This window comes from Ensifer sp. ENS10, assembly GCF_014852025.1.
GTDB lineage: Bacteria > Pseudomonadota > Alphaproteobacteria > Rhizobiales > Rhizobiaceae > Ensifer.
Map to the genome: position 1 here is coordinate 285,280 of NZ_JACVAS010000007.1, position 12,661 is coordinate 297,940.

11 protein-coding genes are annotated in these 12,661 nt (G+C 62.2%); 4 read left to right on the plus strand and 7 right to left on the minus strand.

Annotation, left to right across the window (positions count from 1 at the left end; translation table 11 throughout):
* Nucleotides 1-348: 348 nt before the first annotated feature.
* The 3 genes from IB265_RS23785 to IB265_RS23795 all read right to left on the minus strand — a co-directional run bounded on the left by IB265_RS23785 (nucleotide 349) and on the right by IB265_RS23795 (nucleotide 4,122).
* Nucleotides 349-573 carry an aa3-type cytochrome c oxidase subunit IV gene (locus IB265_RS23785; RefSeq protein WP_057254585.1) on the minus strand — a complete coding sequence of 75 codons (225 nt, stop codon included), beginning with the start codon at nucleotides 571-573 and terminating at the stop codon, nucleotides 349-351.
* 236 nt (nucleotides 574-809) lie between these two features.
* Nucleotides 810-1,583 carry a hypothetical protein gene (locus IB265_RS23790; protein WP_057254584.1) on the minus strand — a complete coding sequence of 258 codons (774 nt, stop codon included), beginning with the start codon at nucleotides 1,581-1,583 and terminating at the stop codon, nucleotides 810-812.
* Between the two features lie 229 nt (nucleotides 1,584-1,812).
* Nucleotides 1,813-4,122, minus strand: a complete 2,310-nt coding sequence (locus IB265_RS23795; RefSeq protein WP_057254583.1) for a bifunctional diguanylate cyclase/phosphodiesterase — start codon at nucleotides 4,120-4,122, stop codon at nucleotides 1,813-1,815.
* Nucleotides 4,123-4,551: 429 nt separating this feature from the next.
* Between IB265_RS23795 and IB265_RS23800 the strand changes: the two genes are divergently transcribed.
* Nucleotides 4,552-5,310 (plus strand): gamma-glutamyl-gamma-aminobutyrate hydrolase family protein, encoded by a 759-nt coding sequence (locus IB265_RS23800; RefSeq protein ID WP_057254824.1) that lies wholly within the window; start codon nucleotides 4,552-4,554, stop codon nucleotides 5,308-5,310.
* A 44-nt stretch (nucleotides 5,311-5,354) separates the two neighbouring features.
* Here IB265_RS23800 and IB265_RS23805 read toward each other — a convergent pair whose 3' ends face one another.
* From IB265_RS23805 to IB265_RS23815, 3 genes are all read right to left on the minus strand, one after another.
* Nucleotides 5,355-6,317: a 2-hydroxyacid dehydrogenase gene (locus IB265_RS23805; protein ID WP_057254823.1), complete on the minus strand. Its 963-nt coding sequence runs from the start codon at nucleotides 6,315-6,317 to the stop codon at nucleotides 5,355-5,357.
* A 32-nt stretch (nucleotides 6,318-6,349) separates the two neighbouring features.
* On the minus strand, nucleotides 6,350-7,372 hold the full coding sequence (locus tag IB265_RS23810) for a LacI family DNA-binding transcriptional regulator (RefSeq protein WP_057254582.1): 1,023 nt from the start codon (nucleotides 7,370-7,372) through the stop codon (nucleotides 6,350-6,352).
* A 177-nt stretch (nucleotides 7,373-7,549) separates the two neighbouring features.
* Nucleotides 7,550-8,047: a MarR family winged helix-turn-helix transcriptional regulator gene (locus IB265_RS23815; protein WP_057254581.1), complete on the minus strand. Its 498-nt coding sequence runs from the start codon at nucleotides 8,045-8,047 to the stop codon at nucleotides 7,550-7,552.
* 114 nt (nucleotides 8,048-8,161) lie between these two features.
* Here IB265_RS23815 and IB265_RS23820 point away from each other — a divergent pair, with 114 nt between their 5' ends.
* From IB265_RS23820 to IB265_RS23830, 3 genes are all read left to right on the plus strand, one after another.
* Nucleotides 8,162-8,953 (plus strand): creatininase family protein, encoded by a 792-nt coding sequence (locus tag IB265_RS23820; RefSeq protein ID WP_057254580.1) that lies wholly within the window; start codon nucleotides 8,162-8,164, stop codon nucleotides 8,951-8,953.
* A 78-nt stretch (nucleotides 8,954-9,031) separates the two neighbouring features.
* The gene (locus tag IB265_RS23825) at nucleotides 9,032-10,435 is read left to right on the plus strand and encodes a hypothetical protein (protein WP_057254579.1); all 1,404 of its coding nucleotides are present in this window, start codon (nucleotides 9,032-9,034) and stop codon (nucleotides 10,433-10,435) included.
* A 61-nt stretch (nucleotides 10,436-10,496) separates the two neighbouring features.
* Entirely contained in the window at nucleotides 10,497-11,375 is an 879-nt protein-coding gene (locus tag IB265_RS23830) for a glycosyltransferase family 2 protein (RefSeq protein WP_057254578.1), read from the plus strand.
* 24 nt (nucleotides 11,376-11,399) lie between these two features.
* Here IB265_RS23830 and IB265_RS23835 read toward each other — a convergent pair whose 3' ends face one another.
* The gene (locus IB265_RS23835; RefSeq protein ID WP_057254577.1) at nucleotides 11,400-12,491 is read right to left on the minus strand and encodes a glycosyltransferase family 1 protein; all 1,092 of its coding nucleotides are present in this window, start codon (nucleotides 12,489-12,491) and stop codon (nucleotides 11,400-11,402) included.
* Nucleotides 12,492-12,661: the final 170 nt, after the last annotated feature.

Below are 12,661 nucleotides of genomic sequence, written 5' to 3' on the forward strand. Positions count from 1 at the left end.
GCACTGGGGTGCCAGGCACATATATTCTGGAAACAGACACCTCAGGTGTTCGAACCGCAGGCGGTCCGGCGCCGATCGACGCCGAACCGTGCTCGGCATCGCGGGTCTGCATTCCACTCCCCCCTCACGCAGTGAGGAAACACGTCCCATTGCAGTGAATGCCCGGGCGTGGAGATCTCTAGGCTCTACAGCACTGCACACCCTATTGGCTGCACAAAGGTCGCTGTAGCATTTTGAAGTGCTGCGCAGCGTCGACGCCTCCAGTCGACGGCATGCACCTTCGTCCGGGCTCGCGCCCGGTTGCCGAGGAAACGTCAAGCCCCTCGGCAATCGGTCCGATGACGCTGATTAGCGCAGGAAGAAGAAACCTGCGACGTTGAGCAGAATGAAGAGCACGAGCGAGGAGAAGAAGCCCATCGTCGTGAAGAATGCGGCAGCCATGGCAATCAACAGGGCCACGCAAAACAGCGTGCCGTACTTCGATGCGCTCAGGAACATGAGATAGGTCTTCTCGTGCTCCGGATAATCCATCGAAGCGCCCACATCGACCGGTCCAGAATGATGCTCAGCCATCGTTCAAATTCTCCCTGAATGCCACGGCGCGACCCTTGATCGCCGCCGCTCCTAATCGAAGCATGGCTCCCGCGAAAAGTCGCGAAAACCCTTATAGCTGCCCTTACACAATGCTTAGGCCGGGTGCAACGAAAACCCGTCCTTTAGCAGTACCTGATGGGGCGATATGTCGCGGCCGGCAGCAAGGGTGGCGCGCACGGGCGCGCCTCACCATCTGATGTCGACATCGAAGACTGCTAGCGGAAGACGGAGGTTCGATAAGAACGTCCATAACCGGTTTGCGCCATGCGCGCGGTCGGCAGGATCGTCAGCGGGGCGAACGGCACCTCGCTGCGATCGGCAAACATCATGCGGCGTTCGAAAGGCTCCGAATCGAAAATCGGGTAGCGGTCGAGGATCGAGGGCCGCTGCCCCCTCACCTGCGCCACGAGCAGGGCGCCATCGGCATTGTAGACCCCCAGGTTATCGCGCTTGGCGACCACGGTCTCGGAGGCGAAAATGCGCTTGTAGAAGGCGGTGTGGCGCGGCCGGCAGGCCGTCAGGCAACGGTCGGCGGAAAAGTATTCGCAGGCCATGGCGACCGGGCGGAGCGTGAGGTAGGGAAGCGCCCGCATATCGTCACCGATGACATCAGGGTCGACGGCCAATCGGCCCGGATCGACGAGCACCATGCCGGCATCGAGGAACGCGTCGATCTCGGAGCCGAAGATCAGGCCCGATGTACTGGCGCGGTGCTCCGGCGTTACGTGATGTACGCGCACGGTGCTGACGAGGCTCTCATCGAGATAGATGCCGAAGACATAGGCGTGGCTGTCGAAGTCGAGATCGTCGATCAGCGTGGAGCCCGTCAATTCCATCAGATTGACGGACTTGTAGGACTTGTAACGCAGCCGCGCGATGTCCTCCATGTCCTCGCCGGTTTCGACCCGCCGATATTCGACACGATCGAGCAATTGCATCAGCTTTTCAGAAAAACGCCCAGGCTCCGCCTGGTGAATCGTCTCACCCATATTCCAGACCTCATGGTTAACAAATCGTCAACCTATTGACGGAAAATGGGGCGGCAACCGCAAAACGGAACAGTTCACTGTTAACTTTTTGTTAACCCTAAAAATTCGTAAATTAATTCGGTTGATTTGGAGCAAAACGCACCAAATCTGGATGAATTTACCCCAACTAATCAAGGGCTTGCTGCCGAATGCGCAGCATCAAAACGGAACGAAATTTGGGGTCGCAGCGTCAGGCGATGCGCTTGCTGCTGGGTTTAGTGCCTCGTTTTGGCACACCGTTCTTGCAAAGCGTTGCAATAGCAGAAGCTGGCATGGGGGCGGCGAAGACGAAGCCCTGTATCAAATCGGCACAATTATGCTCGGTGATGAGCTGCAACTGATCCGTCGTCTCGACGCCTTCGACGACGATGCGCAGGCCGAGGGCACGGGCAAGATTTGCCGTCCCGCGCAGGAGCTTGAAGCGGCGCGAATCCTCACGGATGTTGCGCACGAAGGACCGATCGATCTTGATGATGTCTACCGGCAGGGCATCGAGATAACTGAGGCTGGAGTATCCGGTGCCGAAATCGTCGATGGCAATGGTGATGCCGAGACCCCGCAGCTCGCGCAGGATCGCCTGCACCTTGAGCGGCTCGTCCATCAGGCAGCTTTCGGTGACCTCCAGATGCAGCCGCGAAGCATCGAGGCCGGTTGCCTGAAGCGCATCCGTGACCATCGTGACGATTTCGCTGCTGCGTAGATCGAGCACCGAGAGGTTGACGGAGACGGACACATCGCTCGGCCAGTCCATGCAATCCCGGCATGCATGGTCGAGCACGAAACGCGTGATCTCCGTGACCAGCCCCAGTTCCTCGGCGAGCTGAATGAACACGTTCGGCGGCACCGGCCCGCGCTCCGGATGCGTCCAGCGGGCCAGCGCTTCGCAGCATTCGACCCGGCCGCCGCTCGGCGCGAACATCGGCTGGTAGGAAAGCGTCAGGCTGCGCGCATTGATCGCCTCGCGCAAATCCGCCTTGAGCTTCTGGCGGTCGACATAGCGGGCGTCCATCTCGACTTCGAACGCAGTGCAGCCGCCGCGGTTGCGCAGCTTGGTTTCCGAAAGCGCGAGATCCGCCTTGATCTGCAGGTCTTCGAGTTTTAGATCCACGTTCGACGCGATGACGAAGCCCGCGCTCATGGTCATGTTGAAGGTGAAGCCGCTGGCAACATAGGTGCCGCGCAGTTCCGTGTGCAGCCCCCGCATCCGCTCTTCCAGATCGGCCACGTCAGCCCTGTTCGGAAAGAACACGACAAACTCGTCGCCCATCAGCCGCGCCGCGATCGCATCATCACCGGCGAGCGCCTTCAACCGGCCGGCGATCGCCTGCAGCAGCTTGTCGCCGACGATGTGGCCGCGCATGTCGTTGACATGCTTGAACTCGGTGACGTCGAGGACCATCAGGCCGACGAGCCGGTCCTCCTTCTCGTCGCCGCTTGCGGCGGCCACAACCAGCTCTCCGAAGTAGTCGCGGCTCGGCAGCTCGGTCAGCTTGTCGAAGCGCACCATGTGCAGAATCTGCTTGTCCGCCTGTACGCGTGCCGTCACGTCCTCGAAGATCAGCACGATATCGCCATTGTCGCGGCGGCTGGCGGAAAACTCGAGGTGCAGTTCCTCGCTGACCGGGATCAATACCTGCGGGCGCTTGCCCTTGAGCAGAAGATCGAGCTGACGCGAGATCGCCTTGGTCTTTTCGGCATCGAGCCGCATGCGCCGCGCGCCGCGCCGGATCACGTCATCGAGCAGCCAATCCTTGAGTTCGGTCCTGTCGCCAAGCGCCAGCAACTCGCTGGCACGCTCATTGGCCACCACCACGCGGCCGTCGCCATCCAGCATGAACAAGCCATGCGTCATATTGTTGAGCGCCGCGTCGAACTGGCCGGCAATCGTCGCGATCTCGCGCGCCGCCAAAACATTCTCATAGAGAAAGGCGCGCACATTGTTGGCCATCATCCAGGTGGAAAGGATGAACGGCAGGATGAGGAAGGCAAGCGCCAGCATGAACACGTCCTGCAGCGTCATCAGGCCGATCACGATCGGCAGGCATGCGGACGAGGACAGGAGAAGCACGGCCCGCTCCGAGCCGTAGTTGCGCCCAACGAGCGAGATCATCGAGGCCAGCGTCACCGATATGGTCGCAAGCTCTGAAAAGGAATCCTGACTGACGGCAATGGCATAACCGCAAGCGATGCCGCAGGTGAGCGTGACGCTGACACCGCCGACGATATAGCGGTTCTCCCATTTGCGGACCATCGCCCGGTCGGCATTGGAGAAATCCTGCCGGTCGAACCGCGCCATATCGACATTGCGCAGCGCCCAGAGCACGAAGATCACGCCGGAGCAGGCGAGATAAAGCGGATCACTGGTCTTGAGATAGACGAGCAGAAACGTCACGACATGCGACAACATGCCGATCAGCAACGTCTTGCGATGTTCGTAGAGCGAGCTCACGGATGACAGATACACGTCAGTCGGAAGAGCGCTCTGTCCAAGTCGCATCATGAACCAAGCTCCGGTTTACCGGATTGTTAGGGGTGATGACTTAACGAATGATTTCGTCTAACGCCCCGAAAAAAGTACCGAATCCCAGAATAACCACAGGGCCGTGCCGGCAAGACCCAAGAGTTCAACTCAATAGTGCGAACCGCGCTGAACAGTACTCGGTTTCTGCAACCAAACATAGGTATCCACGACACAAAAGGCCCGACTGCAACTTCGACAATTCAGCTATGCTGGCGGACGATCCAGAATTTGCGTGCGCGATGGTTACTCGATCTTAAAGAATTACCTGCGATTTCCTGCCGTTTTTAGTTCGTGTTCGCTACCGATCCGCCTTGGATCAGCGCGGTGATCACGCTCACTACGTTCTCAGTTGACTTTCATCAGCATCTGAAGGCAAGGCTTTTCTTAAGCGTATTACGGAGCCTGATGATGTCGAAACCTGTCGTTGCCATCCCCTGCGATTTCCGCGAATTCGACGGCAATGTCTGGCATGTCGTTGCCCATCAATATGTGCGCGCCGCCGTCGAAGGCGCCGGCGTTATGCCCTTCCTCATCCCGGCGCTCGAAACCGGCAACGACATTGACGAAATCCTCGACCGCGTCGACGGCGTGCTTGCAAGCGGCGCCCGCTCCAATGTTCATCCCTCGCTCTATGGCCGCGAGGCCAAGGACAGTGACGGACCTTTCGATCCCGGCCGCGATGCGACCAGCCTGCCCCTGATCCGGCGCGCGATCGAGCGCGGTGTGCCGTTGTTTGCCATCTGCCGTGGCATCCAGGAACTGAACGTCGCACTCGGCGGCACGCTGGCGAGCGAAATCCAGGATCAGCCGGGGATCTGGGATCACCGCAAGCCTGACGTGAAGGAACTCGACGTTGCCTATGGCATCCGCCAGGACGTCATCGTCAAGGAAGGGAGCTGCCTCGCGCCCGTGCTTGGCGCCGGCCGCATCCGCGTCAACTCGTTGCACCGACAGGCGATCGGCGCCGCTGCTCCGCGCCTGGCTGTCGAAGCGGTGGCTGACGACGGCACGATCGAAGCGGTTTCGGTGATCGGCGCCAAGGCCTTTGCCGTCGGCGTACAATGGCATCCGGAATACTGGGTGCGCACCGACACCCCCTCCGCCAGCCTGTTTAGGGCCTTCGGCGACGCGGTGCGGACTTACGCCGCCGGCCGTTTGGCCGCCTGACATCACGGCTTCCGCATCGCCGCCTGAGGCAACGACGCCGGGTGTCAAATCGCGCGTCGGCTGAACGGCGTTTCCGGCACCGGCGTCAAAGCCCTTCCGGTCGCAAACCAGGCTGCGATATTGTCGACGACGAGATCGGCCATGGCGTTGCGTGTGACCACCGAGGCCGAGGCCACATGCGGCAGGAGCGACACGTTCGGCAAAGCCATCAGCGCGTCCGGCACCTGCGGCTCGTTTTCGAAAACATCGAGCCCGGCGCCGGCGATCACGCCCTTCTGAAGCGCCGCGATCAGCGCCGCCTCATCGACCGTCGAACCACGCCCGACATTGATCAGCACGCCGTTTCCGCCGAGCGCCACGAGAACCTCCGCATTCACCGTATGCCGCGTCGCCTCGGTGCCGGGCACGATGACAATGAGCGTATCGACCGCCGCCGCGAGGCCGACGAGCGTCGGATGGTAGGCATAGGGCAGGCCCTCGCGCGGGCTGCGCGTGTGATAGGCGATCGACACCCCGAAGGCTTCCAGCCGCCTGGCGATCGAAAGCCCGATGCGACCGAGGCCGTAAAGACCGACGCTTCGGCCGCGCAGGGACAGCGGCGACAGAGAAAACGCGCCCTCGCGGCTCCAGCGTCCCTGGCGCAGCCATTGTTCTGCCTGAGGCAATTGCCGGAGTGTATTCAGCAGAAGACCAACCGCCGTGTCGGCCACCTCTTCGGTCAGAACATCCGGTGTATTGCTGACGGCAACGCCCTTGGCGGCGGCATGTGCGACCTCGACGCCGTCATAGCCGACGCCGAAATTGGCGATGATCTCGAGCTGCGGCAGGACATCCATCAGGGCACCGGGCAGCCGGCCGGCTACTGCAACCGCTTTCACGTCCTGCATATCCGGCGTCACCAATGCTGGATCGGCACTCTCGATCCTGACGACTTCGAATTGCCCGACCAGTCGATCGATGACCCGTTGATTGATCTTTCCGGGCACGAGAACGCGCGTGCGGTTCACAGACATGGGCAGCTCCTGTCGGGAGGGAGATCTCAGGCGATGACGCGCAACGGGCCCGTTGATTGGCGGATGCGCATTTCCGGCTTGATCAGATGGATACCGTCGGGTTCGTGGCTGCCGGAAAGCTTGTCGAGGAGCGCGCGGGCAGCACTGCGGCCGACATCGGCCTGGCCATTCCAGACGGTGGTCAATGCCGGCGTGGCGATCGACGCCTCTTCGAGGTCGTCGTAGCCGGTGACAGAGATATCGACGCCGGGCACCAGACCGGCGCGGGCGATGCCGTTCATCATGCCGATCGCCACCAGGTCGTTCCAGCAGACGACTGCCGTCGGCTTCTGCGGCAGGGAGAGCAGATGCACCGCCGCCTCGAAGCCGCCCTGCTTCGTGCGGGGACCGGGGATGCGCAGCTCCGGATCGACCTCGATATTGGCCTTGCGCAACGCGTTGACATAGCCCTGATAGCGGTCGCGCCCGGTCGACGTCTGGTCGGTGCCGCCGACCATGGCGATGCAGCGATGGCCAAGGCCGATCAGGTGGTTGGTGGCAAGCGAGATGCCGTAGGCGTCGTCGCCGCGGAAGATCGGCACGTCCACGCCCTCGATCGAACGGGCGATTAGGATCGCCGGCATGCCGTTGTCCTCGGCAAGCTGGATGTCCTCCAGCGGCGTACCGATCGCCGGCGACATGATCACGCCATCACCGCCGAGCTGCAGCAGCGTCTCGATGAAATCGCGCTGCTTGTCGACCGAATCGTAGTGGTTGGAGAGAATGAAGGTCTGCTTGTCGCGGTCGAGCTCCGCTTCGATCGCCTTCAGGATTTCCCCGTAGAACGGGTTCATGATGTCGTGCACGACGACGCCGATGATGCCGGAGCGGGATGTTCTGAGACTGGCAGCGCGGCGGTTGTAGATATAGCCGAGCGCGCGGGCCTGCTCCTTGATTTTATCGCGGGTGACGGTCGCCACCAAAGGACTGTCGCGTAGAGCCAGGGATACCGTTGCCGTCGAAAGACCGAGTGTTTCCGCAATCGTCGAAAGCTTGACCTTTTGCGCCACGATGCCCCCTGTAGCCTTGTTCCGCCCTCGGCCGCAGCCCCACAATCCAATCCGAGTGAGGTTCTTGCAGCATGCCTCACGGCACTTTTCGTACATCCCAACGGACGTACGCGTGCCATAAATTTAAATCCCTTTTAAACTGTTTAAATCGCCACGGCAATATGCGGCGAACAAGGCTCAGTCGGCGGCCCGTGCGGCCTGGAGATTACTGTCGACGGCGCGCAGCAGTTTCATCAGAGTGCGCACCTGCTTGTCGGTCAGGCCGCGTGTCGCGAGCTTTTCCGAATGCTGCCCCGCCTCGGCGATGATCTGCAGCCGGTTGCGGCCGGGCTCAGTAAGATAGACCTTGGTGAGCCGCGCATCGTCCTCGTCCGGACGGCGCTCGAGGAAGCCCTGCGCTTCCATCCGCCCGATCGTGCGGGTCATGGTCGGCGCCTTGACCCCAAGCCTGGCGGCAAGCCCACCCGCGGTCATGCCGTCGGCTTCGGCCAGCGCCAGCATTACGCCGTCTTGCCCGGCGTAAAGACCACTTTCAAGAAGATTGCGGGAGAGTACGGTGCGCATGGAACGCGCTGCCTGGACAAGGATAGCGGCAAGATCGTGCGGCTCATTCAGGAACTCGTCCTTCTTCTTGCCGTTCTTGCCTTTCTTTTCGGCCTTGTTCTTCTTGCCCATTGGACCTCCTGCCGAATCCCCGAGTCGAACACTTATAACAATACAGCTTGCGATTACGAACTGTATGACTCAAATAACAATTTTACGACAATTGACGTGGAGGATCGAAGAGAAATGTCGATGCCTGAGCCGCGATGGCAGGACAATCGGACCGACCTTCCGGCCGACGCTCGCCGTGACTGGATCGCCGTGCTGCCGCTCGGCGCCCATGAACAGCACGGTCCGCATCTGCCCTTCGAAACCGACACGCTGATCGCCGAGGGCATCGTCTCCCGCACGATCGCCGCCATGCCCGCCGGCCTGCCGGTAACCTTCCTGCCGGCCGAGCCGGTCGGTTACTCCATCGAGCACATGGATGTCGCCGGCAGCCGAACCCTTGCCTATGGCGAGGCGGTCGAGCGCTGGCTCGGCATTGCCGGTGATCTTCACAACCAAGGTATCCGCAAGTTCGTGATGCTGAACGCCCACGGCGGCAACTCGCCGTTGATGACGATCATCGCGACCGAAGCGCGCGTACGCTTCAACATGCTGGCCGTCGCGACGAGTTGGACCCGCTTCGGCCAACCGGACGGCTGGATCAAGCCGGAGGATAAAGCCTTGGACATCCACGGCGGCGACATCGAGACATCGGTGATGCTGGCGCTCCATCCGGACAGGGTCGACATGGCCAAGGCCGAAAATTTCACCTCCCGCCAAGGCGAATTTTCTGAACGCTTCAAGCATCTGCGCGCTTACGGTCCCCACGCCTTCGGCTGGAAGATGCACGACCTGAATGGCGAAGGTGTCGCCGGCAATGCCTCGGTTGCCACGGCGGCACGGGGTGAGATTTTGATCGCCCATGCCGTCCGAGGGTTTATCGAACTCCTTGAAGATGTCAGGGATTTCGATCCCGACGATCTGACCTGAAGCGGGGCGGCAAACACTTTCTTTGCGCTTTTGCGCTATCAGATGCGCAGTTCCCCGCGGGCGTAGGGCAGAAAAACCATGGCGAAGATCATTGCGCTCGGCGCCTATTTCTACCAGGCCGTCATCGCCTTTGGCCTGCTGATCGTCGTCGCCCACTGGCTGGCGCCGGCCGACTATGCCAGCTATTCACTGTTCATCTCCATCTGCCAGTTCGCTGCGATCGCCGCCTTCGAATGGGTGCGTTTCGCCTGCATGCGTTTCTACCCTGGGGCGGATGCGGACAGTGAAGCGGCGGAGCGGCGGGCGATCCTGACCGAAGCCCTCGCCTGCGCCGTGCTGTGCCTGATCGCGGCGGGCGTGTCCTTGATCTTCGGCGTGCCGCCGGTCGTGGCGCTTGTCGGCGGCCTGGTGTCGATCGCACAAGGCGGCAGCGACCTGCATCTGACGATGCTGCGTTTCCGCCAGGATTTTCGCGCCTTCTCGGTGCTGCAGGGCTCCCGCGCCACCATTCTCGCCGCGGGCACGCTCCTCGGTGCGCTCATTTCGCCAAGCTTTCTGTCGACCGTCACGGGCCTGCTCGCCGGTTACGTTGCCTATGGCCTGCTTGCATTCCTTCTTTCCCGCCGCGCCGACACGCGCCCAGCCGCCGCGCTCGACAATGTCCGTATCCGCAAGCATCTCATCTATGGCAGCGTCTCGGCCGGGGCCGCCACTGCCGCCATGTTCGCGCCCTTGGCACTGAAGGCGATCTTCACCTCGGCGCTCGGCGCGACGGGTGCTGCCGGCGCCCTGCTTGCGCTCGACCTGCTGCAACGCCCGTTCGTGCTCATCGTTTCGGCCCTTCAGGCGATCCAATATCCGGAGATCGTTGCCGCGCATGACCGGACCGGCGATCGCGCCGCTCTTCCCCGCCAACTCGGGCAATACTACGCGCTGCTGACGAGCTTTGCGCTGATGATGGCCGCCGGTATCTTCGCTGCACTTCTCCCGGCCACCTGGCTCGTCATCAGCCCGGACCTGCAGCAAGGTTTCCTCGCAACCGCGCCTGCCATCATCGTCCTCTCGCTCGTTCGCACGCTGACACAGATCATGCTGCCGACGCCGCTGCACCTGAGGCAACGCCTTGCGTTGATCCTGCTGCTCGCCGTGGCCGACTGCGTGCTTCTAAGCCTTGGAGCATTGGCAGTCCTGGCCTTGGCTGGGGCGAACGATGCGGCGTTAGCCTGGGGCAGCGCCATCGGCGCGATCCTCGCCGCCCTCATCGGCCTTCGCCTGATGTCCTCGCTCGCCTTCGATTTCTCCTGGCCGCCCGTGCTCTTCGCCGCCGCCGGACTTGGCGCGGCCGTGCTGGCCTTCTCCCTCTCCGGTGAAACCAGCTACGTTACGATCGGTACCGGTATTGTTGTCGGTGGTCTGTTCTGCTTGCTCTCGCTCAACCAGTTGCGGCTGATGATGCGGTCGCCGAGACCCAGCACGGCCTAGGCGCTAAGAAAAACTGCACGAATTTCCGGTTAGATCGCGCCGAAAGAGCGGAGAGCGCCCCATGAACATCGTCGTCGGCATAGCGACCGCGGGCCGCCGCGAGGTCCTCTCCGAAACCCTGCTGCATCTGACGCGGCAGACGCGACTACCGGACGCCGTCGTCATCTGCCCAAGCACGCCGGAGGACGTCGACGAAGCCAGAATCGGCTCGCTTCCCTTGAAGGCCCGTATCGTCGCGGGCAACAAGGGTTCCAGCGCACAGCGCAACGCCATCCTCGACCAGGCGACAACCGCCGATCTGATCGTCTTTTTCGACGACGATTTCCTGCCGCGCAGCGATTTTCTTACCGAGGCTGAAAGGCTGTTCGATCGCGAGGCTGATCTCGTCGTGGCAACCGGCCTGGTTCTGGCCGACGGCATTCATGGCCCGGGCATATCGATTGCCGATGCCAAGGCGATCCTCGAGACGGATCCCGGCGCTCAGCCGCACGATGTCACACAGCCGGCCTTCAACGCCTATGGCTGCAACATGGCCTTCCGCGTATCGGCGATTGCCGCCGAACGCACCCGTTTCGACGAGCGGCTGCCGCTCTATGGCTGGCAGGAGGATGTCGATTTCTGCCGGCGTCTGGCCGCGCACGGGCGCATCGTGAAATCGCCGGCGCTGCGCGGCGTCCACCTCGGCAACAAGCGCGGCCGCACCTCGGGCCTGCGCTTCGGTTACTCGCAGGTCGCAAATCCGCTCTATCTGCGCAACAAGGGCACGGTCGGACTGAAATGGGCACTTCGCCTCATGGGCGGCAACTTCGCCGCCAACATCCTCGGCAGCCTCAAACCGCAAGGCCTCGTCGATCGACGCGGTCGGCTCAAGGGCAATCTGATTGCATTTGGTGATTTTGTCCGGGGTCGACTGGACCCGATGCGGGTTCTCGACCTTTGACGCTCCAAAATCGCGCAGAATGGATCAGATGTGCTGCGCCGCCAGCATGTTGAGCAGCACGACCGCACTCCCGTCCCAGGAAAAGCGCTTCGCATTGTCAAAGCCGGAACGCCGCAAATCTCGGCGAACGGCCTCGTCGGCGGAGATCGTCCGCATCGCGTCGACCAAAGCCTCCGTCTTCAACGGATCGAAGTAGCAAACGGCATCGCCGCAGGCCTCGCGAACCGGCGGAATATCGGCGGCGAGCACCGGGCACCCCTGCGTCATCGCTTCCAGCGGCGGGATGCCGAAACCTTCATAGAGGCTGGGAAAGACGAAGGCGACAGCGCGCCGCTGCAGCCCGGCGATCTCGTCATCGGTCAGGCGGCCCGGAAAGATCAGGTTGCCCTTCGACGTGGGCGCGATATCGCGGAACACGGTCGGGTCGGTGCCACCCACGACCACGAGCTTGTGGTCGCCGGCACCAAGTGCCTCGAAGGCGCGCACCGCAAACTCGACATTCTTGTTGGGCTTCAGCGTGCCGACCAGCAGGAAGAAGGGCGTATCGGCAAGCCCGAGCCGCTGGATGACGCCCTCGTCCGGCTGAAGTCGCGCGAAGTGATCCGTCGCGTTGTAGATGACGTCGATGCCAGCAGCCGGCACGCGGAAGACATCGGCAAGCTCCTGGCGCGAAAAGTTCGAGACGGTGCCGAGCTTTGCCCGCCTTGCAAGGATGAAACCGAGCGCCCCATGAAACAGCCGGTAGCCGCGCCCGAACGAGGCCGGATGGCGAAACAGGGTGACGTCGTGGATCACCACCACCTGGTCGCCGTGCAGCACCGGGCCGCTGCCGCCGAAGCCGATCAGCGTATCGCGGCGCGCGCGCCAATAGAGCGCGCCCTGCTCCCAGACATGGCCCGGTCCGGAGCCGAACCGCTCGACCGAAATCGCCTTGAGCCCGAGATCGTCGACAGCCTTGCCCGGAGTAAGCAGCCGCCAGCGCGCGTCCTTCAGCGCATGCGGCACCTGCCCGGAAGCGATGCGCACATCCAGCGCTCGGGTCATCTCACGGGCGAAGCGCTGCACGCCGGTGAGCGGCTGGGTCAGGAACCGGCCGTTGATGGAAATCGTCTTCACGCGCGCACCCCTAGGATCTGCCGCGCACTCTCTCCGATTTTGATGAAAGGAGGGTTATCGCAGACCGCTGAGGCGATCCGCCCGCGCCCGCCAAAATCGCCCGCGCCATTTGCGCATCGCCGCCGCATCTCCTATATGAAACCCGACTTGGATGCCTGCCCGCCGCATCC

Coding starts and splice junctions, on each gene's coding strand:
- IB265_RS23795 (WP_057254583.1), bottom strand. CDS start 4,122: ATGATGCGACTTGGACAGAGCGCTCTTCCGACTGACGTGTATCTGTCA.
- IB265_RS23785 (WP_057254585.1), bottom strand. CDS start 573: ATGGCTGAGCATCATTCTGGACCGGTCGATGTGGGCGCTTCGATGGAT.
- IB265_RS23815 (WP_057254581.1), bottom strand. CDS start 8,047: ATGGGCAAGAAGAACAAGGCCGAAAAGAAAGGCAAGAACGGCAAGAAG.
- IB265_RS23800 (WP_057254824.1), top strand. CDS start 4,552: ATGTCGAAACCTGTCGTTGCCATCCCCTGCGATTTCCGCGAATTCGAC.
- IB265_RS23825 (WP_057254579.1), top strand. CDS start 9,032: ATGGCGAAGATCATTGCGCTCGGCGCCTATTTCTACCAGGCCGTCATC.
- IB265_RS23830 (WP_057254578.1), top strand. CDS start 10,497: ATGAACATCGTCGTCGGCATAGCGACCGCGGGCCGCCGCGAGGTCCTC.
- IB265_RS23820 (WP_057254580.1), top strand. CDS start 8,162: ATGTCGATGCCTGAGCCGCGATGGCAGGACAATCGGACCGACCTTCCG.
- IB265_RS23790 (WP_057254584.1), bottom strand. CDS start 1,583: ATGGGTGAGACGATTCACCAGGCGGAGCCTGGGCGTTTTTCTGAAAAG.